At 63.5% G+C, this 22789-nt stretch carries 19 protein-coding genes; 13 read left to right on the forward strand and 6 right to left on the reverse strand.

What is annotated here, in order from left to right; genetic code table 11:
- The first annotated feature begins 10 nt into the window (after positions 1 to 10).
- Positions 11 to 523 carry a peptidoglycan-binding protein LysM gene (lysM, locus tag RUW20_RS11535; protein ID WP_313952366.1) on the forward strand — a complete coding sequence of 171 codons (513 nt, stop codon included), beginning with the start codon at positions 11 to 13 and terminating at the stop codon, positions 521 to 523.
- 90 nt (positions 524 to 613) lie between these two features.
- Positions 614 to 865: a GlsB/YeaQ/YmgE family stress response membrane protein gene (locus tag RUW20_RS11540; protein ID WP_313952367.1), complete on the forward strand. Its 252-nt coding sequence runs from the start codon at positions 614 to 616 to the stop codon at positions 863 to 865.
- A gap of 53 nt (positions 866 to 918) precedes the next feature.
- Here RUW20_RS11540 and RUW20_RS11545 read toward each other — a convergent pair whose 3' ends face one another.
- Positions 919 to 1983, reverse strand: coding sequence for a poly(3-hydroxybutyrate) depolymerase (locus RUW20_RS11545; protein WP_313952368.1), 1065 nt, complete (start codon positions 1981 to 1983; stop codon positions 919 to 921).
- Between the two features lie 188 nt (positions 1984 to 2171).
- On the opposite strand from RUW20_RS11545, the gene RUW20_RS11550 reads away from it, so the two are divergent.
- Together RUW20_RS11550 and mscL are read left to right on the forward strand one after the other, a co-directional pair.
- Entirely contained in the window at positions 2172 to 3329 is a 1158-nt protein-coding gene (locus RUW20_RS11550) for a pyridoxal phosphate-dependent aminotransferase (protein ID WP_313952369.1), read from the forward strand.
- A gap of 119 nt (positions 3330 to 3448) precedes the next feature.
- Entirely contained in the window at positions 3449 to 3883 is a 435-nt protein-coding gene (mscL, locus tag RUW20_RS11555; RefSeq protein ID WP_313952370.1) for a large conductance mechanosensitive channel protein MscL, read from the forward strand.
- A gap of 116 nt (positions 3884 to 3999) precedes the next feature.
- Here mscL and RUW20_RS11560 read toward each other — a convergent pair whose 3' ends face one another.
- A complete protein-coding gene (locus RUW20_RS11560) occupies positions 4000 to 6741 on the reverse strand; it encodes a pitrilysin family protein (RefSeq protein WP_313952371.1) in 2742 nt (913 codons plus the stop codon).
- Between the two features lie 436 nt (positions 6742 to 7177).
- Between RUW20_RS11560 and RUW20_RS11565 the strand changes: the two genes are divergently transcribed.
- On the forward strand, positions 7178 to 7456 hold the full coding sequence (locus RUW20_RS11565; protein WP_313952372.1) for a hypothetical protein: 279 nt from the start codon (positions 7178 to 7180) through the stop codon (positions 7454 to 7456).
- A gap of 177 nt (positions 7457 to 7633) precedes the next feature.
- On the opposite strand, the gene RUW20_RS11570 is transcribed toward RUW20_RS11565, so the two are convergent.
- Positions 7634 to 9397: a SulP family inorganic anion transporter gene (locus RUW20_RS11570; protein ID WP_313952373.1), complete on the reverse strand. Its 1764-nt coding sequence runs from the start codon at positions 9395 to 9397 to the stop codon at positions 7634 to 7636.
- A gap of 224 nt (positions 9398 to 9621) precedes the next feature.
- Between RUW20_RS11570 and RUW20_RS11575 the strand changes: the two genes are divergently transcribed.
- The 7 genes from RUW20_RS11575 to RUW20_RS11605 all read left to right on the forward strand — a co-directional run bounded on the left by RUW20_RS11575 (position 9622) and on the right by RUW20_RS11605 (position 17107).
- Positions 9622 to 10413, forward strand: coding sequence for a FadR/GntR family transcriptional regulator (locus RUW20_RS11575; protein ID WP_313952375.1), 792 nt, complete (start codon positions 9622 to 9624; stop codon positions 10411 to 10413).
- A 66-nt stretch (positions 10414 to 10479) separates the two neighbouring features.
- The gene (locus RUW20_RS11580) at positions 10480 to 11961 is read left to right on the forward strand and encodes an FAD-linked oxidase C-terminal domain-containing protein (protein ID WP_313952376.1); all 1482 of its coding nucleotides are present in this window, start codon (positions 10480 to 10482) and stop codon (positions 11959 to 11961) included.
- Positions 11961 to 13034: a glycolate oxidase subunit GlcE gene (gene glcE, locus RUW20_RS11585; protein WP_313952377.1), complete on the forward strand. Its 1074-nt coding sequence runs from the start codon at positions 11961 to 11963 to the stop codon at positions 13032 to 13034. The genes RUW20_RS11580 and glcE overlap by 1 nt, the downstream gene beginning before the upstream one ends.
- Before the next feature lie 13 nt (positions 13035 to 13047).
- The gene (glcF, locus tag RUW20_RS11590; RefSeq protein ID WP_313952378.1) at positions 13048 to 14298 is read left to right on the forward strand and encodes a glycolate oxidase subunit GlcF; all 1251 of its coding nucleotides are present in this window, start codon (positions 13048 to 13050) and stop codon (positions 14296 to 14298) included.
- Positions 14299 to 14329: 31 nt separating this feature from the next.
- The gene (locus RUW20_RS11595) at positions 14330 to 16006 is read left to right on the forward strand and encodes an AMP-binding protein (protein ID WP_313952379.1); all 1677 of its coding nucleotides are present in this window, start codon (positions 14330 to 14332) and stop codon (positions 16004 to 16006) included.
- Between the two features lies 1 nt (position 16007).
- Positions 16008 to 16310, forward strand: coding sequence for a hypothetical protein (locus RUW20_RS11600; RefSeq protein ID WP_313952380.1), 303 nt, complete (start codon positions 16008 to 16010; stop codon positions 16308 to 16310).
- 41 nt (positions 16311 to 16351) lie between these two features.
- On the forward strand, positions 16352 to 17107 hold the full coding sequence (locus RUW20_RS11605) for a PP2C family protein-serine/threonine phosphatase (protein ID WP_313952381.1): 756 nt from the start codon (positions 16352 to 16354) through the stop codon (positions 17105 to 17107).
- A gap of 80 nt (positions 17108 to 17187) precedes the next feature.
- On the opposite strand, the gene RUW20_RS11610 is transcribed toward RUW20_RS11605, so the two are convergent.
- Together RUW20_RS11610 and RUW20_RS11615 are read right to left on the reverse strand one after the other, a co-directional pair.
- Entirely contained in the window at positions 17188 to 18672 is a 1485-nt protein-coding gene (locus RUW20_RS11610; RefSeq protein ID WP_313952386.1) for a DEAD/DEAH box helicase, read from the reverse strand.
- Positions 18673 to 18785: 113 nt separating this feature from the next.
- On the reverse strand, positions 18786 to 21002 hold the full coding sequence (locus tag RUW20_RS11615) for a DUF1631 family protein (RefSeq protein ID WP_313952382.1): 2217 nt from the start codon (positions 21000 to 21002) through the stop codon (positions 18786 to 18788).
- 122 nt (positions 21003 to 21124) lie between these two features.
- Here RUW20_RS11615 and RUW20_RS11620 point away from each other — a divergent pair, with 122 nt between their 5' ends.
- The gene (locus RUW20_RS11620; protein ID WP_313952383.1) at positions 21125 to 22162 is read left to right on the forward strand and encodes an aldo/keto reductase; all 1038 of its coding nucleotides are present in this window, start codon (positions 21125 to 21127) and stop codon (positions 22160 to 22162) included.
- Positions 22163 to 22180: 18 nt separating this feature from the next.
- On the opposite strand, the gene RUW20_RS11625 is transcribed toward RUW20_RS11620, so the two are convergent.
- Positions 22181 to 22627 (reverse strand): hypothetical protein, encoded by a 447-nt coding sequence (locus RUW20_RS11625; RefSeq protein ID WP_313952384.1) that lies wholly within the window; start codon positions 22625 to 22627, stop codon positions 22181 to 22183.
- Positions 22628 to 22789: the final 162 nt, after the last annotated feature.

Raw genomic sequence — 22789 nt, forward strand, 5'->3', positions numbered from 1 at the left:
AGGGAACAGCATGGGCTTATTCGATTTCGTCAAGCAGGCAGGCGAGAAACTCTTTCGTTCCCAGGATGCGGAAGCGGCATCGAACGCGGCGGCCAGTGCGCCCGATGACGCTGCCGCCCGAGCGAAACTCGACGAGATGAACCGCAACGCCGGTACGGCGATCGAGACCTACATTGGTACCCAGGGCTTGTCGGTCACCGGCTTGACAGTGTCCTTCGACGGCACAAGCGGAGCGGCGACGGTCTTCGGCGTCGCGGGTGACCAGGCCAGCAAGGAGAAGATCCTGCTCTGCTGCGGCAATGTGAGTGGCGTGGCCAAGGTCAACGACATGATGTCGGTTGATCAGAGCGCGCCGGAAGCGCTGTTCTACACGGTCGTCGCCGGTGACAACCTGTCGAAGATTGCCAAGCTGCACTACGACCACGCGAACAAGTACATGCTGATCTTCGAGGCCAACAAGCCGATGCTCAGCGACCCGGACAAGATCTATCCTGGCCAGATGCTGCGCATTCCACCGCTCTGATTTGCCTCGGGCGTTTGGCTCAATACTGTTGCCCACACCAGCGACCGCAGGGCGCTGTGCTGGGGATGCGTTGATGACTGGAAGTTGATTATGGGAATCATCTGGACGATCGTTCTTGGCTTTGTCATCGGCGTGATCGCCAAGCTTATCCATCCCGGCAAGGAGAACATGGGCTTTGTCGTCACCGTTGTGCTCGGCATCGCGGGATCTTTCGCGGCCGGCGTAGTTGGTCAGTTCCTTGGCTGGTACCGGGCCGGCGAAGGCGCCGGCTTCATCGCCTCGGTAATCATGGCGGTAATCATCCTGCTGATTTACGGCAAGCTTCGCGACCGGGCGCCGTAAGCGCCTCAGCCGCCAGGTGCTCGCGGGCTTCTTGGCGCCACAGGGCGTCCGCCCTACGGCTGGCGCGGCGCTGCGAGTCGCTCGATCATGGCGCGCACGGCCTTGATCTGCACGCCGTCGCGCGTGTGGTAGTCGCTTCCCGAATAGCCCCACCAGTCCCAGCAGGCGAACGGATTGTTCAGCCACTTCCACGAGCCCATCGCCGCGCCATAGCGTGGAACCGTTTGCGGGTAGAGAACGATGATCCGGTTGCTCTCTGCCCAGTTGTTGTAGCCAGCGCCCTCGACGAATCGTCGTCCGATCTGCGCGGCGCTCTGGCGGCAGCCATGGAAGACGACATGTACCCGGCATGAGGTGCTGCGGCAGGCTTGCGGAACATAGGCGTAGGCCTCGTCGGCCAGTCCCGCGTCGATCGGTTTGCCGTCGATGAAGGGCCGCTGGTCGAAGCTCAGCAACTCGCCATGCAGCGTTACCGTCGGCGGCTGCAGCGGGCCCAGCAGATGGGCGAGAATTTCACCGGCCGCGTCGAGATCACCGCAGCGGTTGATGAACGGCGATTGTTCGCTGCTACAGACGTTGGCCTGCGGATCGACTACCGAAATCATCGCGTGTCCGGCGTCGGGCAGCTTGACGAAGTGAATCGCCGCCGGTGCCATCCACTGGCCGTAGAAAGCCGCCAGGCGGTCCATTACCGCGGTCGCCACGATACTGTCCTTGCCGCCCGCAAACAGCCACGCCTTGTCGTCGCGCAGGTTATCGAGCGGATCGATGCGACCGCTGCTGGCCAGTGCTTCGGCCGTGGCACGCAGTTCCGCTACGGACGGCAGCGGCGCCCACGATGAAGGCGACATGCAGCGCGTGAGCGCTTGTCTGGTCGACCCTTCGGCGCAGTAGTACGGTCCGCCGGCGATCACGCCGGCACCGTGGACCAGCTTCGAATGCGCCACCTGGAACTGCACCGCCATGTAGGCCCCCGAGGAGACGCCGGAGACGGTCAACTCGCGCAGCTCGGCGCCGAGCGCTGGCAGGGGTGCGGCCGCGTCGGCGCTGTGCGCGCTCAGGAAGAGCGCAGCGAAAGCTGCCACAAGGCAGCGCAAGGTGGAGGTGTAAGTGACCATGGCGAGAGTTGCAGGACGATTAGAGGCGTGAGGCTGACTGATTGACGAATGCTAGCAGATTGCCTTGCAAGTTGCCCCGCCGGCTGGCGCACGATCCCGCCGCCGCCGAGCCTCTGCCTTGTTTGATCGGCAGGGCACCCCTACACTACGCGCTCCTTCTCTGTTCACCGCACCGATCATTAACTGCCATGCACCAGTCACCCGTTGCCATCGACTCGAAGCTGCCCCGGGTCGGGACCACCATCTTTACCGTGATGTCGAAGCTCGCTGCCGACTGCGGTGCCATCAACCTGTCACAGGGCTTCCCCGATTTTCAGGCCGAGCCGGCCTTGTTCGAGGCGACCGCGCGGGCGATGCGCGAGGGCAGAAACCAGTACCCGCCGATGGCTGGCGTGCCGGAACTGCGGGCGGCGATTGCCGACAAGGTGGCAGCACTCTACGGCGCATCCTACGATGCCGAGCACGAGATCACCGTCACTGCCGGTGCCACGCAGGCGATCTTCACGGCGATCGCCGCATTCGTGCGGGGCGGCGACGAGGTGATCGTCTTCGACCCGGTCTACGACAGCTATGTGCCGGCGATCGAAACGGTGGGCGGCACGGCGGTGTACGCTTCGCTGCGCTTTCCCGACTACCGGCCGGACTGGCAAGAGGTGCGTTCGCTGCTCACTCCGCGCACGCGTATGATCATTGTCAATTCGCCGCACAACCCCACCGGCAGCCTGTTCGACGGCGCCGATCTGGCCGAACTGGCGGCGCTGACGCGTGCTACGGGGATTATCGTGCTCTCCGATGAGGTGTACGAGCACATCGTTTTCGACGGTGCCCAGCACCAGAGCCTCGCCAGTCATCCGGAACTGGCCGCGCGCAGCATCGTCGTCTCGTCTTTTGGCAAGACCTATCACATCACCGGCTGGAAGATCGGCTACGTGCTGGGCGCTCGCGAGCTGATGACCGAGTTCCGCAAGGTTCACCAGTTCAATGTGTTCACGGTCAATACCCCGTGCCAGCTGGGGATCGCCGACTACATGCGTGACGCTTCCCGTCACCTCGGCCTGGCGGCGTTCTATCAGCAGAAGCGCGAATTCTTTCGCCGCCAGTTGCAGGGTTCGCGCTTCGAATTGCTGCCGTGTCGCGGCAGCTACTTTCAACTGGCCGGCTACCGCGCCATTTCTGACTTGCCGGACCGGGATTTTGCGTGCTGGCTGACCCGCGAAGTCGGTGTGGCGGTCATTCCGGTGTCGGTGTTCCATCATGACGGTCATGACGACCGCGTCGTCCGTTTTTGTTTCGCCAAGCAAGAAGCGACGCTGGCCGCGGCAGGGGAAAGATTGCGCGGTCTCTGAACTTGGCGAAGATGCGCTTGTCGGAATGCCGGCAAAGCTTACACGGTCGCCTGACCGCGCCAGCAAGAAGGGCCTGGCGTTCGTCGCGATCATTTCAAACCCCAAACAAAGGAGAAATCATGAGCATGCTGCAGGAGTTCAAGGAGTTCGCGATGAAGGGCAATGTCATGGATCTCGCCGTCGGCGTGATCATTGGCGGCGCCTTTGGCAAGATTGTCGAAGCCGTTGTTGGCGATCTGATCATGCCGGTTGTGGCCTTGATCATGGGCGGCAAACTTGATTTTTCGGGGATGTTCGTGGTTCTGGGCAGTGTCCCGGAAGGTACGGCGATGACCCTCGATGCGCTGAAGAAGGCGCAGGTTCCGGTCTTCGCCTATGGTCATTTTCTGACCATCCTGGTCAACTTCATTATCCTCGCCTTCATCATCTTCCTGATGATCAAGCAGGTGAACCGCCTGAAGAGAAGCGAGCCGCCTGCCGCGCCGGAAGCACCGCCCGAGCCGGCCGAGGATGTGCTGCTGCTGCGCGAAATCCGCGACAGCCTGAAGAAGTAGTCGGTCGAGGAGTGCGCTGGCGGGGCAATGCCGTGCCGCCGGTGCTGGCACCCTCGCCGCGCAGGCCGATCACGAGGAGGCAAGCCGCGGCGGCCGTTGGCGGTGCGGGGCTGGCGTCAGCTGCCGGGGCTCTTGCTGGTATCGCTGGCGATGACGATGGTCAGTTGCTCGGGATCGATGTAGTTGCGGAACGCCGCGTTGACCTGTTCCGGGGTCAGCGCCGCGATCTTCTCCTCGAACGCCTTCGAAAACCGCCAGTCGCGGCCGAGATCAAGCCAGGATATCCAGCCGGCGGCGACTGCACTGTCCTGTGAGCGCGTGACGGCACGCGATTCGAGGATGCCTTTCTTGGCCTCGGCCACTTCTTCGGCCGTGAATCCGTCGCGTCGGGCTCGCCGCAGCTCCTCGAAGAAGGCCTGCTCGGCACGGACGACGTTCTGTGGCGCCGCCATGGCGGCAAAGGTCCAGCTCGACATTCTCTCGTGCATACCGAGCGACAAGGTCGAGCCGGTGCTGTAGCTGATGCCGTCTTTCTGACGCAGGCGGTCTACCAGCCGGCTCGACAGTCCGCTACTGCCACCGAAAATGCTGTTCGCCACGTACAGGGCGGGTGCGTCCGGATCGTCGTAGCGCAGCGCGAGGTCGAGACGGGCGCGGACGAAAGCGTTCTCCTTTTCCGGCGTGTCGATGACGATCCTCTGCGGCTTGACTTCGCGAAACTCACGGTCGACGCGCCCATAAGGTGATCGCGAGACGTGGTCGGGAAATAGTTGCCCGAGTTCGGCGACGATTGCTTTTTCATCGAAGTCGCCGACGATGGCGATCTCGCCCCGTGCCGTTCCGACCAGATCACGGTGGTAGGCGACGACTTCGTCCAGCGTCGTCTTGCGCAACTGTTCGATGGCTTCTCCCAGCTTCATGTGGTAACGGGGATCGCCCGGGGGATAGGTATTGAAATGCGCAGCCAGGGCATCGCTCGACAGCGCCTGCGGATTGTCGAGTTGGGCCTGCAAGGCGGTCAGCGTCTGGTGCTTGAGCTCGTCGAATTCGGCCGCAGGGAAGCTGGGGTCGGTGAGCAGATTCGCCATTAGCCGGAGCGCTTCGGGCAGGTGCTCACGGGTCGTTTCGAAGTGGGTCAGGCCGCCACTGATCTTCAGACGGGTGAACTCGTCGGCAATCTGCTGACGGCTCAATTGGCTGGTACCACGCGTCAGCATGGCTATCGCCAGCGTGCCGGCCATCTCGCGGTTGCGGAGCGATTGTTCGTCACCCCAGCGGAAGCTGGTGGCGACATTCACCGTTTGGCCGCGGTTCTTTTTCGGCAACAGTGCGATCTTGAGGTCACCGAAGCTCGGCAACCGCGAGCGCTGGTTGATGTTGTCGTTGGTGGCGTCGAAGGCTTCGCCCGCGTCGCCTTTTTCCTGCGGTTTGAAGTTCGCCAGCAAACTGGCCGCGCTGGGCGCAGCGGTGATGACCGCACGCTGCGGCGAATCCTCGGGGATGAAAGTGCCGAGCACGCGGTTGTCCCGCACGAAGTACTTTTTGGCGGCAGCGTCCACCTGTTCGGGCTTGATCTGGTCGAGTTGGTCGCGGCCGTAAAAGAACAGCCGCCAGTCACCCAAGGCGATGAATTCCGACAGGGTCACTGCGAAAGCTTCCGGGTCTGCCAGCGCCCGCTCGTAGGCGGTACGAGCCTGCTGCACGGCGCGGCCGAGTTCGGCGGCCGTCGCGCTTTCGCGCGCGAAGCCCCCCTCGATCGCCTCGATCATCTTGTCGCGTACGGGTTCCAGTGCTTGGCCTTTGTTGACCACCGCGCCAAAAACCACAAAGCCGGGCTCGCGGGCACCCATGGTGTAGGCGAACACCTGTGCCGCCAATCCGGGCCGCACCAGCGCCTGGTAGAGGCGACCATTGGGCGTGTCGCCCAGTATTTCACCGGCCATGCTGACGGCGTCCGAGTCCGCGTGCAGGCTCGCAGGCGTTCGATAAGCGAGAGTGAGCAGCTGAACCTCGCCCTTGCGCCGGATGACGAACTGGCGTTCACCGTCGGCGGTGGGCTCGACGGTCCAATACTGCGGCAGCGTGCGCGCCGGCTTCGGCAGCTTGCCAAAGCGGGCGACAATCCACTTCACTACCTGCTGTTCGTCGAACTTGCCGGCGACCGTCAGGACCGCGTTGTCCGGTTGGTAGAAGGTCCGATAGAAAGCCTTGAGGTTGTCGATGCTGACGTTCTCGATGTCGCTGCGGGCGCCGATCGTGCTGTTGCCGTAGTTGTGCCAGTCAAAGAGCATCGATTGCATACGCTTCAGCATCACGCTTGACGGACTGTTTTCACCCATCTCGAATTCATTGCGCACAACGCTCATTTCGCTATCCAGGTCTTTCCTGGCGATAAATGAGTTCACCATCGCGTCGGCATTCCACGCCAGAGCCCACTTGAGGTTGTCCTCGCTGGCGGGGAAAGTGAGGTAATAGTTCGTCCGGTCAAGCCAGGTCGAGCCATTGATCTGAAAACCGCGCAACTTGAACTCCCGGGTCGGGTCAGGGAAGTTCTTCGATCCCTTGAACATCAGATGTTCGAGTAGATGCGCCATGCCCGTCTCGCCATAGTTTTCATGGCGCGAGCCGACCAGATAAGTGAGGTTGACGGTGGCCGTCGGCTTGGTTGCGTCGGGAAACAGGATGAAGCGCAGGCCGTTGCTCAGCCGGTATTCGCTGATGCCTTCAACCGTACTCAGCTTTTCGACACCGGTCGCCAGTCCTGTCGGCGCGGCCTGTCGAGCGCCGACGGTCGCCGGTGCGAAGGCCAGAATGAGCGACGACAGCATGCATACGGTAGCTTTGACCCATTGATTCATTACCACCACTCCACGAGATGTCTTGAATGTCGAATGACCAGCTTCTTGAGCCGTCGCGCGCTTGTCGACGGCGGGAACGCTGATTAGCGCTTGCCAGAAAAGGAACGGCCCGCACAGAGGGAGAGTCTGGGCGGGCCGGGTGCTGCAGTCAATGCCGCGCGGGGGAGGGGGGGAGGGCGCGGCAGCGACAGGAAAGAGAGTAGCGAATCCGCCGCTCATGATCTGTGGCATCTCTGTCCCGGTTGTGTAACGGCGTGTGATTTGCCAGCGTCGGCATGGCGCTTGACCGGGTTTTGCTGTGCAGCGCAGAGCGCGCCTGGCGCTTCGATCCGCGGCTGCGGACGCTGCCACCCGCTATTGCCAGTCATTGGATAGAGCTGGCATTATCCCGGTTCAAGTCGCCGCATCGGCGCCGCCATCGGAGAAGGAGCAAGTGATGACTCAGGAATCGGACGATCGGGGACTGGCTGAAGTATTGCTGGAGCACCTGGCAAAGGAGCGCTTGCCCCGCGCTATCGATCTGAAGGAGAAAGTGGACGGCGGCGCGCGGCTCGACGACATGGACATTGCCTTCCTCGAACGGGTGTTTGCCGACATCGATGACGCCAGGCCCATCGTGGCACGGCATCCCGAATATAACGAAATCGCGGCCAGGCTGATTGATCTGTACGAACAGATCACTGCCAAGGCACTGGAGAACGAGAAGGTAGGTTGATTTCTCGGGCAGCAATAGCCGGAGAGCGGCAGCAAGCCTGGGCTGAGGCGGCGTTTTGTCTCGCGCCGGGCGTCTCCGGCCGGGCTGAGCGTGGTCGCATCCTGCTCCGGCAGTCATCCAAACCACAGCGTCGCCCGGCTGCCGGTAATCTCGTCGGCCAGGTGAGCTCCTGGACGGCTAGCGTGAAGCCGGCAGGGCGTCCTTGTTGCTGGCCGGTTCCGCTGCGCCGTCCGTTTCGTCGGCTGCCGTTTCCAGTTCGTCGCGCACCCGCCAGTGGCGAATCGCCTGGCGCATGGTGGGGAAAGCACGCTGTTGCAGCGCCTCGTCGGGGTGCTTGGTGTTGACCAGCCATTGCTCGAACTCGATCTGCCGTCCCGCCAGAATCAGAGTGATGTTCCTGGCGGCCAGTTCCCCGTCGAGCCGCTCAAGCGTATCGATGCCGGTGATATCGACGTCGGTCATGGCGATCATGTCGAGTACCACGCGCTCGACCGGCGCCGGCTGTCGCGCAATCGCCCGCTGCACTTCGGCACGGAAATGGTTGGCGTTGAAAAAGACCAGAGGGCCGCAAAAGCGCAGCAGCAGAAGCCCGTCAATGATCTCCGCATCGGGAAAAAGCTTGTGATTGTAGAGCCCCGCCCTGCCGGGAATGTTGACCAGTTCCTCGCAGGCGGGACGCGCGACCTTGCGAATGAACATCACCAGGGCCAGCGACACGGCGAGCATGATCGCCTTGATCGCGCCGAAGGCCAGCACGCCGAACATGGTGATCACGCCGAGTACCAGGGCCGACCGCTCGATGGCGTGATAGCGTCTGAAGACCTGAAAATCGAGCAAGTGCCAGGAGGCGAAGATCAGCACCACGCCCAATGCGGGTATTGGCAACCAGGCCAGCGGGCCCGTCCCGACCAGCAGCAGCAAGGAGATTGCCAACGCGGCGACGATGCTGACCATCTGGGTACGGCCGCCGTTGGCGTCACTCACCGCGGTACGCGAATCGGCGCCGGTGACGGCAAAGCCCTGTGACAGCGCCGAGACGATATTGGCGAGACCGAAAGCCGCAAACTCACGGTCTACGTCAATGTCGTAGCCGTTGCGTTCGGCAAAGCTGCGCGCGGTGAGCATGCCGCTGGTAAACAAGACCAGGGCCAGGCCAGCTGCGGAAGCGGCCAGCTCGCCAACGACGTCCAGGTGCAACTCGGGCAATTCCAGATCAGGCAAGCCAGCGGCGACGGGACCGATCAACGCCACGCCGAAATGGTCAAGCCCGAACAGAAACGCGGCCAGACCGGCGACGATCATGGTCACCAGAGACGCCGGAACGAGTTTCGTGTAGCGCGGCATGAAGAACATCACCGCTGCGCAGCAGATCGACAGGATGACTGTCGGCCAGTGCGCTTTAAGCACCAGCTCGGGCATTTCCATCAGCTGTTTGAAGAAGCGGGTGGCCGTCGGCGTGCTGCCGAGAACCTTACCGACCTGGCCGATCATGATCGATAGCGAGACGCCGTTGAGCAGGCCGATGATGATCGGTTTGGCGAGAAAATCGGCCAGACCACCGAGGCGAAGGAAGCTTGCCGACAGGCAGAAGATGCCGGTCAGCAATGTGAGCGCGATGGCGTAGGTGAGGTGCAGCCCGCTATTGCCTCCCGCCAAGGGCGCGATTACCGCGGCCAGCATCGCACAGGTGGCGGCGTCGGGACCGATGATCAGCTGGCGAGAGGTGCCGGCGAAGGCATACACCACCATCGGCAGGATCGAGGCATACAAGCCGGTCGACGGGCTGAAGCCTGCCAGTTGTGCGTAGGCGATGGCGATCGGAATGGCTACCGCGGCGACCGATAAACCAGCCCGCAAATCGTACGGCCAGTCGGCGGCACGGTACTTGACCAAGGGCTGCAGCCCCGGCAATACGCGATTCAGATGAGCAAGAACTTGCATTCTGTGACCTCGACCTTTGGTTCAGACCCTGCCGCTTGCGGCTGGCGGCGGGTGCGCTGTCGCGGCGAGCGGGCGATTGTATCAGAAAGCGAAATCGGGCCGAGAGTGCTCTGGCATCGATCCATGGCTGGCGAGAGCTGGCTGCGGCACACGATGAGCGGCGCCATACCCTGCGCCGGAGCGCTTCCTTCAGTTGCCTCAGGTATTGCATCGGTAGCCAGTTGGTGTACTCTGCGAAAAAGTTGTCAGACAACTGGGGCGCCATGGTCACCAATGAGCTGAAGGCAATCGTCCGCCGGCCGCGCTTGAGCGAAGAGGTGTCGCGCGCTCTCGAAGGGAAGATCGCGCGTGGCGAGATCAAGCCTGGAGCGCAGCTGCCGGTTGAAAAAGTGCTGGCCGAAACCTTCGGTGTCAGCCGTGCGGTGGTCCGTGAAGCCGTGGCGCGGCTGAGGGCCGACGGGCGCGTCGAAACACGGCAGGGGGCGGGTGCTTTTGTCGCGTTGGTGCCAAAAAGCCTCAACTTGAGGTTCTGGCAGGGCGACGGCCCGGCGCTGGTCGAGTTGCGCGAGATTTTCGAGTTGCGCGCGATGGTCGAAAGCTCGACCGCCGAACTCGCCGCGCGCCGGCGCCTGCCGGCGGACGTGACGGCGATGCGCTGCTTCCTGCAGGCCATGGACGATGCGCTGGCCAGCGGCAGCGATGGTTCCGAAGCCGATGACAATTTCCATCTGGCGATCGCCGCGGCAACCCATAACAGCTACGCTCATCGCTTGCTCGAATTCCTCGGGCGGCATTTTTCCGAGTCGCGTCGGCTGGCGTGGACCATGCCCGGCCGTAACGGTGCTTTGCCGCAGGAGGCGCAGGCCGAGCATCGACTGATCTTCGCGGCGGTCGCTGCCGGCGATCCAGGAAACGCCAGATATCATGCCCATGAACACGTGCGAGGCGCGGCCCTGCGGGTGGGTATCGCGCTGGCCGACGATCTGGTCAGCGAAGGCTTCGGCGATGTCAGGTGAGCGTCACCCTACGGGCCGCTTCTGCCGTTTCCCACCATCATCATCTGTTTCGTTGGAGGATAGCCCATGAGCACCGAAGGCACTGTTGCCGACCGGCGTTTCGCCGTTGACCGCCTGGCGTTGATCGAGCGTCTGCGCGAGGCACTGCCAGCGCATGCGCTGCTGATCGAGGAAGAAGCGATGCGGCCCTACGATTGTGACGGCCTTACCGCCTATCGGCAGTTGCCGTTGATCGTCGCCTTGCCGGAGAACGAAGGGCAGGCGCAGGCGATCCTCCGCGTATGCCATGAGCTGAAGGCACCGGTGGTGCCGCGCGGTGCCGCCACGGGTCTCTCGGGCGGGGCGACGCCGCATCGCGACGGGGTGCTGGTATCGCTGGCCAAGCTCAAGAAGATCATCAGCGTCGACCCCTTGTCGCGGACGGCGGTAGTACAGCCCGGGGTACGCAACCTGTCGGTCTCCGAGGCCGCCGCGCCCTACGGCCTCTACTACGCGCCCGATCCCTCATCGCAGATTGCCTGCACCATCGGCGGCAACGTCGCCGAGAACGCCGGTGGCGTGCATTGTCTGAAGTATGGTCTGACCGTGCACAACGTCATGCGCGTACGTGGGCTGACCATCGACGGCGAGATCGTCGAGTTCGGCAACGCGGCGCTGGACGCCCCGGGCTACGACCTGCTGGCGCTGCTCAACGGCTCCGAAGGCTTGCTGGCGATGATCACCGAGGTGACCGTCAAACTGACAGCAAAACCCGAACTGGCGCAGGTGGTGATCGCCTCGTTTGCCGACGTCCGGCGTGCGGGCGACGCGGTGGCCAGTATCATCGCCGCCGGCATCATCCCGGCCGGCCTTGAAATGATGGACAAGAAAGCGATTCACGCCGTCGAACCGTACGTCAATGCCGGCTACGACATGGACGCCGAGGCCATCCTGCTCTGCGAATCGGACGGGACGCCGGAGGAAGTCGCCGAGGAAATCGGTCGCATGACGGCGGTTCTCGAGAACAGCGGCGCTTCCGGAATTCGCGTCTCGCAGAACGAGGCCGAGCGGCTGAAGTTCTGGGCCGGGCGCAAGGCGGCGTTTCCGGCCGTCGGGCGGATGACTCCCGACTACCTGTGCATGGACGGTACCATCCCGAGGAAACGTCTGGCCGAGATGCTGGAAGCGATCAACAGTCTGTCCGAGAAATACGCTTTGCGTTGTGCCAACGTTTTTCATGCCGGTGACGGCAACCTTCACCCCTTGATCATGTACGACGCCAACCAGCCGGGAGAGCTCGAGCGTGCCGTTGCCTTCGGGGCCGAGATTCTCGAACTGTCGGTCCGCTTCGGCGGCACCATTACCGGCGAGCACGGGGTTGGTATCGAAAAGATCGACGTCATGGCCGAGCAGTTCACCCTGGGGGAAATCGCCACTTTTCACCGGCTCAAAGCGGCCTTCGATGAGCATGGCTTGCTCAATCCCGGCAAGGGGGTGCCGACGCTGGCGCGCTGCCGTGAATACACCCAGGCCCGCGCCGGTACGGCCGCCACTCCGCCGAGGTCGTGATGGACATATTGATCGAAAACTGGATCGGTCGCATCGCCGATGCGGCCAAGTCGGGCAGACCTCTGGCCATTCGTGGTGGCGGCAGCAAGGCGTTTTACGGCGGCACGGAAGACGGCGAGCGCCTGGATGTCGGCGCTCATCGGGGCATCGTCGCTTATGAGCCAACCGAACTGGTGGTGACCGCGCGGGCCGGCACGCCGCTCGTCGAACTGGCCACGGCGCTGGCCGAGAAAGGGCAGTGGCTGCCTTTCGAGCCGCCGCATTTCGGGCCCACGGCGACGGTCGGCGGGATGCTTGCTGCCGGCTTGTCCGGACCCCGGCGGCAGGCGGTCGGTGCGGTGCGCGACTTCGTCCTTGGCGTCAAGATGTTGAACGGTACCGGCGAGGTGCTCTCCTTCGGTGGCCAGGTGATGAAAAACGTGGCCGGCTACGACGTGGCGCGCCTGATGGCCGGCAGCCTCGGCACGCTCGGCGTTGTGCTCGAGGTGTCGCTCAAAGTGCTGCCGCTGCCGGTTGCCGAGAAAAGCCTGCGCTTCGAAATCGATGAGGCGGCCGCGCTGAGCAAGCTCAACCACTGGGGCGGCAGGCCTTTGCCGATTTCGGCGTCGGCTTGGCACGAGGACGTGCTGACGCTGCGGCTTTCGGGAGCCGCCGCTGCGGTGGCTGCTGCGCAGCGGGATCTCGGCGGCGAGGAGCTGCCAGATGGCCTGTCGACGGCCTTTTGGCAGTCGCTGCGCGAGCAGACCTACGCCTTCTTTGGCGGTGAGAAGGAACCCTTGTGGCGTCTGTCGGTGCCTTCCGTAGCGCCGCCGCTGGCGCTTGCCGGGTCGACCTTGATCGAGTGGGGCGGCGCACAGCGCTGGCTGCGTGGGGGGGATGCGCGGGCGATCCGCGTGGCGGCGGCAAAGGTCGGCGGGCATGCGACCTTGTTTCGCGCGGATGACAGCTTGAAGGCGTCGGCCGGTGTCTTCCAGCCACTGACGCCGCCGCTGCTGCGCATTCATCGCAAGCTGAAGCACGCCTTCGATCCAAAAGGGGTTTTCAACCGCGGCCGGATGTATCCGGGACTATGAGAGTGCGCCGACCATGCAAACCAATCTAGCCGATTTCATCAAGGACACCGCCGCCGGGCGCGAGGCCGACGCGATCCTGCGTACCTGCGTGCACTGTGGTTTCTGCACCGCCACCTGTCCGACCTTCCAGTTGCTCGGCGACGAGCTCGACGGGCCCCGTGGCCGCATCTATCTGATCAAGGAGATGCTCGAAGGGCAAGCGGTCACCGCAACGACGCAGCTCCACCTCGATCGATGCCTGAGTTGCCGCTCTTGCGAAACGACCTGCCCGTCGGGCGTGAAATATCATCGCCTGCTCGAGATCGGCCGTGCGGTGCTGGAGGAGCGGGTGCCGCGCCCGCTCGCCGCCCGGGCGATGCGTTTCCTGCTCTGTGAGGCACTGCCGCGGCGCTGGATCTTCAAGCCGGCGGTGATCGTTGGCCAGTTGATGCGCCCACTGCTGCCGGCGGCGCTGGCAGCAAAAGTGCCCATGGCCGCTGGCGGTGCCGCCAAACCCTGGCCGCGGTCCGCCGGCCACCAGCGACGGATGATTGCCCTGGCTGGTTGCGTGCAACCGATCCTGACCCCGAATACCAATGCGGCGACGGCACGGATTCTCGATCGACTCGGTATCGAGTTGGTCGAGATGCGAGGCGCCAACTGCTGCGGTGCGCTGCGCTACCACCTGCACGCACAGGAGAAGGCGCTGGATGATATGCGGCAGGTGATCGATGCCTGGTGGCCGGAGGTCGAAAGTGGTCGCGTCGAAGGGTTCGTGATGACCGCCTCCGGCTGCGGCGAGCACGTGCGCGAGTACGGTAACTTGCTCAAGGACGATCCAACCTACGCCGAAAAGGCAGCACGGATCGCGGCCATGACGCGCGATGCTTCCGAGGTCCTCGCCGCCGAGCAGGATCAGCTGATCGCCTTGCTGCGTCAAGCCAGTGCCGGTGGCGGCGAGCGCGTTGCCTTTCATTCCCCGTGTACGCTGCAGCACGCGCAGAAGATCCGGGGCGTCGTTGAAGCCTTGCTCGCGGCCGCTGGCTACCAGCTCTCGCCGGTGGCCGATCCGCACCTGTGCTGTGGTTCGGCAGGGACCTATTCGATCAGTCAGCCGGTCCTCGCCGAGCAGTTGCGCGACAACAAACTGGCAGCCATGACGGCCGCTTCGCCGGCAGTGCTGGTCACTGCCAACATCGGCTGTCAGACGCATCTGCAAAGCGGCAGCACGATGCCGGTACGACACTGGATCGAACTGATAGACGAGCGCCTGAGCGGCGGCTGATCAGCCGGAGCCTCGGGCAAGCGGAGGAAGCATGGAGATCGATCGTTCGGCCGGCAGCTACGCGGCACTCTGTCAGGAGTTTCGCTGGCAGGTACCGGAGCACTTCAACATCGCGGTCGATGTTTGTGGCCGCTGGGCCGACGAGCGCAACCGCTTCGCGCTGTACTATGAGGACGAGAGCGGATTCACTTCGGCGCATACTTTCTGGGATATTCAGCGCGAAGCGAACCGGCTCTCCAATGTGCTGGCGGCGCTCGGCACGCTGCCTGGTGACCGCGTGGCGATCCTCCTGCCGCAGTGTCCGGAAACCGCCGTCGCGCATGTGGCGATCTACCAGATGGGCGCTCTGGCGGTGCCCTTGTCGCACCTCTTCGGGCCGGATGCGCTGGAATACCGGCTCGGCGATGCCGGTGCACATATCGCCATCGTCGATGAAACGACGCTGCCTGACGTGCGGCAGCTTCGCCTCCGCCTGCCGCAGTTGCGGCACGTCATCGGCGTCGGCGCGGCGGTCGGTGACGACGTCAGGCCGTGGGCGGAGGTGCTCGAGCACGCGTCGCCGCGCTACACCCCAGCCCTCACCGCCGCCGACGATCCGGCGATGATCATCTACACCAGTGGCACGACGGGCAAGCCGAAAGGTGCGCTGATGGCGCACCGGACGCTGTTGGGTAACCTCAGCGGCTATACCTGCTCGCACGACTTCTTCCCGCAGGGGCGCGACATGTTCTGGTCACCAGCCGACTGGGCATGGACTGGCGGTCTGTGGGACGTGCTGCTGCCGACCTGGCATTTCGGCATGCCCTTGCTGGCCTACAAGGGACGCTTCGATGCCGCCAAGGCCTTTGCGCTGATCGAGAAGTACGGCATCCGCAACACATTTCTCTTCCCGACCGCTTTGAAGATGATGATGAAGGCGGTGCCGGAGCCGAAGGCGCATTATGATCTCGACCTGCGGACCGTCATGAGCGCCGGCGAACCGGTCGGTGAAGCGGTCTTTCACTGGGCCAGGGAACAGCTCGGGGTGACCATCAACGAGATGTTCGGGCAGACCGAAATGAACTATGTCGTCGGCAATTGTGCGGCGTGCTGGCCGGCGAAGGCGGGTTCGATGGGGCGCGCTTATCCGGGCCATCGGGTGGCGGTCGTCGACGGCGAGGGAAAGCCCCTGCCGCCGGGTGAGCTCGGCGAGGTGGCGGTGCATCGGCAGTGCAACGGTGAAGACGATCCGGTAATCATGCTCGGCTACTGGCAGAATCCCGAAGCGACGGCGGAGAAATTCGTGGGTGACGGCTGGGGGCTGACCGGTGACCTGGCGAGGATCGATGACGATGGCGATCTGTGGTACCAGGGGCGAGCGGATGATGTCTTCAACAGCGGTGGCTATCGCATCGGTCCGTCGGAGATCGAGAACTGTCTGCTCAAGCATCCAGCCGTGGCCAACTGCGCAGTGATCGGCGTCGCGGACGAGGTGCGCGGTACCCTGGTCAAGGCTTTCGTCGTTCTGCAACCGGAGGTGGTCGGGACGCCGGCGCTGGTTGACGAGCTGCAGCAACAGGTACGCCGGTATCTGGCTCCCTACCAGACGCCGAAAGCGATAGAATTCGTCGATGCCCTGCCGATGACCACCACCGGCAAAGTTCAGCGGCGTGTCCTGCGCGCGCGCGAAGAGGAGCAGTCAGTGAAAGCGGGAAAGGCGATGAAGTGAAATGAGCGAACAGCTTGAGCAGGCAGCCGGCGAGGAACCAGAGCGGCGGCGGAATCCGGGTCTTCGGGACGCCTTCGACGAGGTTTTCGTGATGATGGAGCCGTTTTTCGATCCGGCGCAGGGCTGGGCGGGGCAGTCGCTCGAGCATCTGGCCTATCGTATGGTGCGCGCGAGTTTTCCTGCCCTGACCACGGAAGAGGTTCATTCCCTGGTGGTTGTCGCACACCGCGTCTATATCGAGCGCCATCCAGATGCCAGCAGTCACTTGCAGCGCCCCGGCGATCTTCGACAGCGGAATGTCTAGGGTGATCCTGTCCACAGCGGTGCTGCCTGGCAAGGCGATTGATGTCGATTTCACTTGACGCTTGCGTTGCCCAGCACCAGGGCGACCGTCGCGAGCAGCAGGACCGGGTGGCCATTCTGCCGCATCCACGCGGTGGCGGCGTGGTGATGGCGGTGCTGGCCGACGGCATGGGGGGCCATACGGGCGGGGTGATCGCCGCGCAGCAGGTGATCCATACCGCGCGCGACAATCTGGAGACTTTCTCGGCGCGCACAGAATCGGCGCGGGTCCTGCTGGAATCGACCATCAATGAAGCGCATATGCTGATCAAGGCTTCGCGCTTCATCAACGAGAAGGAGCCGCACAGTACCGCCGTGATGGTCCTGCTGCAGCCGGGCAAGGTCAGTTGGGCGCACTGTGGCGATAGCCGATTTTATCGTTTTCGGGGCGACAGCCTGATGTTCTGCAGCACCGATCATTCCTACGTCGGGCAACTGGTCGTGCAAGGCAAGATAACGCGCGAACAGGCGCTCGTTCATCCGCACCGAAACATTCTGCTGACTTCGCTGGGCGGTGTCGACGCGCCAAAGATCGCTCTTGGGGAAGTCGAGGACCTGCAGGCGGGGGACACCTTTCTGCTCTGTTCCGATGGGCTATGGGGTTACTTCACTGATCAGGAACTGGCTTGGGCGATCGACGGCGCGTCGTCGGCAAGGGAAGCGTCGGAGCTGTTGATTGGCAAGGCTCGCGCAGCGGGTGCGGGCGACGGCGATAATATCTCGCTGGCCATCCTGAAGCTGGTCGAAGCACCCTCCTGACGCGCTTCCGGTTCTACCGATTGCCGGTCTCGGTCGGGGTGCTGCCCTCGCCGGCCTGTTAGGTTACGGCGGTGGTGCTTCTACTCGCGCCCGAGGCCACCAAGTAGTGCGGCCACGGCGCGGCGTCGCTTGTGTGGGTGTTCGACTACCCGGCCGAGCTTGGTTGCTGCTTGCTCGTCAACCGCGGCGGCAAGCGGATGAGGTTCGGGGCTTTCGTAGGGTTTGCTGAAATCGAAGCCATCGGCTGCGATGTGGCTGGCGCGTCGGCCGCCACCATGGCTGTTTGGGCCCTCGCGCCCCGCGTTGCGAGCGCTCGACGACCGCTCACTGCGTGCTGCAGCGGGCGAGGCCGGCGCCGGCGATGGCGCCACAGGCTGCCGGCGAAGGCTGTGCTTGTTCCCTGGGGGATAGGTGTAGCCGTATTCCGGCTCGAAGCCCGGCACGATGACCTGCTCGACCTGAATCTTGATCAGTTTTTCAATGTCGGCAAGATACTGGACCTCGCTGGCCGCGACCAGCGAAATTGCCGTACCCGGTTTGCCGGCACGACCTGTGCGGCCGATGCGGTGGATATAGTCTTCCGGCGTGCGCGGTAGTTCGAAGTTGATCACGTGCGGCAGCTCGTCGATGTCGAGGCCGCGCGCGGCGACGTCGGTTGCTACCAGCACCAGTACCGAGCCATCCTTGAAGGCTTCCAGCGCCTTCAGGCGCTCCAGCTGGCTCTTGTCACCATGGATCGAATCGGCGGCGATTCCAGCGCGCTGCAGATCGCGAGCGAGCCGATTGGTCTCGATCTTCGTTCGTGTGAACACCAACACCTGATTGAAATCGGATGACCTCAGGAGCTTGACCAGCAGCGCACGCTTGGCGTCGCTGGCGACGGGATGAACGCGGTGCGTGATGGTGTCGGAGACGGTGTTGCGCTGCGCGACTTCGATCAGTTCCGGCGACTTGAGCATCCGGTCGGCCAGCTTCTTGATCTCTTCCGAGAAAGTCGCCGAGAACAGCAGGCTCTGGCGTTGCTGCGGCAGCATGTTGATGATCCGCGTGACATCGGGTATGAAGCCCATGTCCAGCATGCGGTCGGCTTCGTCGAGTACCAGCGCCTGGACGCTGTTGAAGTGCAGGCATTTCTGCTCGACCAGATCGAGCAAGCGTCCGGGGGTGGCGACCAGCACTTCGACGCCGCAGCGGATTTCGGCAATCTGGGCCTTGATGTCGACGCCACCGTAGACGCAACAGCTTCTGATCGGAACGTGCTTGCTGTAAGTCTTGACCGACTCGTGCACCTGGATTGCCAGTTCGCGCGTCGGCGCCAGCATCAGCACCCGTACCGGGTGGCGTGCGGGGGAGGGGCTCGGGCTGGCGAAGGGAAGAATGCGTTGCAGGAGCGGCAGCGTGAACGCGGCCGTCTTGCCGGTGCCGGTCTGGGCGCCGCCCATCAGATCGCGGCCGGAAAGCACTACCGGGATAGCTTGTGCCTGAATCGGCGTCGGCTCGGTGTAGCCCTGGTCGGCAATCGCTCGGAGCAGTTCCGGCGCCAGGCCGAGATCAGTGAAATGTATGGGTGAAGCCTTCGAATCGGTCAAGACAGTCAACGCTCAATCGCAGAAAAACGCAATTATACATCGATTTGGCGCACCGGTCGGGGACCGTGATGCTGCTCTCGGGCAGGGCGTCAGTGTTGGTCTAGCAGGCCCAGAGCGCGTTCGGCAGCCGTGTCGAAGATGGCGATACGGGAAATGACCTGCGCCCGGCCATCGGTGATCTGCTGGGCCAGGACGGCCGGTGGCATGGCGACGGCGCCATCCCAGTCCGGGTTGAACAATACGACCGTCGCCGAGGAAGGGCTCTGCCAGCAGCAAAGCCCGCACTGGGGCTTCTTGTCCGGCAGGCAGAAGCGTAGCCAGTCGCCCACTTGCCAGACGGCAGCCGAGGGTCTGGTGGGCGGGCTCGCCTTCACCGCCAGTCCCAGGTACTGCACCTGCGACCCGTTGTCGGTCAGGATTTTGGCCCCTCTGTTTTCTACCAGGTCGGCACCCGGGCTGTCGCGCTGGCTTTCCCCGGGCGCGACCGGCGGTGATGCCGTGACGGGTGCCTGGGCGCGCAGAGCTCCGGTCTGCAGTTCGAACAGGATGTTGAGGAAGTCACCTTTATCGCTGCTGGCGATACCAATCTCATCGAGACCGGCCCCGATTCGGCTGACCAGAGACGATGCCATGCTGGCAAGGCGTTTACGTTCGTCTGCGGTGTGCTTGGGCTGAACGCTCCAGATCAGTTCCTGAGCCGTCGCCCCGTTCTGTTGCCAGCGCGTGCCGTCGGTGCCGGCTGCCAGCGCGGCGGCGCGCATCACCCGCAACCAGTATTTTTCGAGAAACGATGCGATTTCCCTTGAACCTGTCCTGGCCAGGCTTGCACGCAACCATTCGCCGGCTCGTTGCTCGGCGAAGAGCTTTTTCTCATGCTCGACCACCAGTAGTACATGGCCGTCAGCGGCCAGGCGAATCGCCTCGTCGCGTTCAGCGATCAACACATCGAGTTCGGCAAGGAACGGGTCCAGCGCCGCGTTTCGTTCTTCCAGGGGCCCCCGGGCAGCGGTGGTCACGGCGGCGATGCGCTCGCAGATGGGGTGCTCCCATCTAGTGCCACGAGGCAGGCCGATGGCCGCCCGCGCCATCCGGTTGATCAGCAGGCGTGCCGGATGCTGGCTGTCGGCGAACAGCGAGGGATCGACGATCGCCCGCTTGAGGAGAGGGATTTGCAGGCGCCAGATACTTGCCTTGACGGCGTCGGGGAGGTCGGCGTCATCGAAGATCGACTCGAAGATCAGAGCCATGGTGTCGATGGTGATCGCTTCCGGCTTGCCCAGCGGCAGGTCGAGATCCATTGACTTTAGAGCGTGCAGCGGCATCGGCGGCCGCGACGCTGCGGCGACCACGGTGGTGCCTGCGGATGCGGCCCGGTCTTCGAGGGTGGTGAGGCGATGCAGCAAGTGCTTGAGCATCATCATCGCGGCAGCATCGAGCGTCGCGTTTCCCGATCGCGGGCCAGTATCGCCAGTGGCCGGCCTTGCACACGCCGGTTGACCAGCGTCCAACCGCAGGCGCATGGTCTGTTGCAGTGTCGACAGTGGATTGGCCATCGTTTCGCCGCTTCCGCTTCCGCTTCCGCTTCCGCTTCCGCTCCATCGATTGGCGTCGGACCGGGTGGCCACCGTATCTGGCGTGCTCTGTGCCGGCATCCGCTCGACGCCGTGGTCAGCCAGCAGCTCGTCGAGTTCCCGGTAAAGTGCGGGCAGCTGCCGCCGGAAGTGTTCCTCGATATGGTCGAGCAGTGCCAGCTTCTGTTCGAGGTCGCAGTTGCTCTGAAAGCACAGTGCCCATAGTCCCTGGCAGATCGCTTCCGAGCCCACTGGATTGCCGGTCTCCTTCATTTCCGGGAGCTGCAGCAGCGCCATGTAGCGCAATTGGCAGCGCCACAGGTCATGCCCCCCGGCGGCCCGCAGGTGACTGCCGATGTCGCGGATGCGGATGTCCAGCTCGAGGTCGTCGTCTCCCACCAGTGTCATCCGCGAGGCCGTCAGACTGGCTGCCGCGTCGAATTCATCAAGCGGATTGGCTGAGGCCAGTTGATCATGGGCTGCGCCGACTTCACGGCTGAACGCTTCGAGCAGCGCTGGCGTACCAGTTCCGGATTGCCTGAGGAGTTCCTCTAGCCGCCGCTGAAAGAGGTCTCTGCTGGCGCACAGGATCCCGAAGGAAGCTGCGCCTTCTCCTGGTCGCTGCGGCGAATGACGATGGTCTGGCAACGGTTTCAGGTCAGTAGAGACGAGACGAGTGAGAGGTCGCGATTGGTGTAAGGTATGCGGCGGGTAAAGGGCGGATCCGAGGCCCACCGTTTAAGCAATGGATTATAGACGAGGATGGCAGCTGTGGGCCGCCGCGCGGTATTTGGCGTAGGCTGCCGCGGTGGTTCGCGGACTGCTGTCGTTGCCGGCAGCACGCAAACGGAGGAAAGATGAACGAGAGCCAGCTTGGCAACAGTACCCTGCAGGTGTCGGAAATCTGTCTTGGCACGATGACCTTTGGCCAGCAGAACAGCGAGGCTGAAGCGCACGCGCAGCTCGACCGCGCCTGCGCTGCCGGGGTTAATTTCATCGATACGGCCGAAATGTACCCGGTGCCCCCGCGGGCGGGAACCTATGGCAGAACCGAGGAAATAGTCGGCAACTGGCTGGCCAGACAGGCGCGCGACAAGGTGATTGTGGCGACCAAGGCGGCCGGGCCGGCGCGCGGCCTCAATTGGATTCGTGGCGGTCCGCTGGCTTTTGATCTGGCCAGCTTGCGTGCCGCGCTCGACGCTTCATTGCAGCGCTTGCGCACGGATTACGTCGACCTCTACCAGTTGCACTGGCCGGCGCGCAATCAGCCGATGTTCGGCCAGTGGCAGTACGATCCCGACCGGGAAAGTGACGCGACACCGATTCTTGAAACACTTGAGGCACTGGCGACGCTGGTTCGCGAGGGCAGGATTCGCTACTTTGGGCTGTCCAATGAGCATCCCTGGGGCGTCATGGAGTTCGTTCGCCTGGCGCGGGAGCACGGTCTGCCGCGTCCGGTTTCCGTGCAAAATGCCTACAGCCTGCTTAACCGCGTCTACGAGACCGGTCTGGCCGAGGTCTGTCATCGTGAAAATATTGGCTTGCTGGCGTATTCGCCACTCGCTTTCGGCACGCTTTCCGGCAAGTATCTGGCCGACCCCAAGGGGCCAGGCCGCATCACCCAGTTCGCCGGCTTTGGTCAGCGCTACTCGAAGACCAATGTCGCGCCCGCCGTCGCTGCCTATGCCGAGCTCGCCCACCGCCACCGCTTGACGCCTAGCCAGCTGGCGCTGGTTTTCGTTTACTCGCGCTGGTTTACGGCCAGCACCATCATCGGCGCGACGAGCATCGCACAGCTCGACGAGAATCTCGGTGCTCGGGTGGTACCCCTGTCGTCGGCGCTGCTGGCCGAGATCGACGACATCCATCTGCAGTACACCAATCCGGCGCCCTGAACAGCGGGCGCGGGACGCCTAGAGCGATTTGCCGGTCGGCTTGCCGGCGGCGCGTGCTTCGGCGTCAGGTTTGTCAGGCCCAGCGTCGGCCTTCGCTTCGTCGCTGACCTCGGCGGGCGTCGCCGCCATGTTCCTCCGCCTGGCGCCCGGGCTCTGTGGCGGTGGCAGCAGTGGCTCGACGGTTTCCAGCTTGTTTTCGCGCATGTAGCCGTCCATGTCGCGCCAGCCCTGATAGATCGCGGATTTTTGCAGCCAGGAGTAGATCGCGTAGCAGTCTTCGATTGCGCGTCCCGATTGCCGGCAGCCGCCTCCGACTGCCTGCCCCTCGGCTTCGAGTCGGGCGGCTTTGACCGCCGGATCTTCGAGCCCGAGTCTTTGCTGGATCAGATCACAGCCGCCCAAGCTCAGCAGCAGCCCACAGGCAACCAGGATGGTGCGTATTTGTCTACGCAGGCGGTCGAACACGAGGGTCCCTGAACGGTGGTTGACGATGCTTCATTTTACCCACAAACCGGCAGCACGCGCTCGTGCAGGCGATTCGTGGCGGCAAGCGCAGACGTCGCCACCACCAGGGATCAGTGGACCGTCGTTCGGCTCAGCTTGGCTGCGGTGCAGCGCACTTCAGGC

The organism is Accumulibacter sp. (genome assembly GCF_032229525.1).
In the GTDB taxonomy this organism is placed as follows: Bacteria; Pseudomonadota; Gammaproteobacteria; order Burkholderiales; family Rhodocyclaceae; genus Accumulibacter.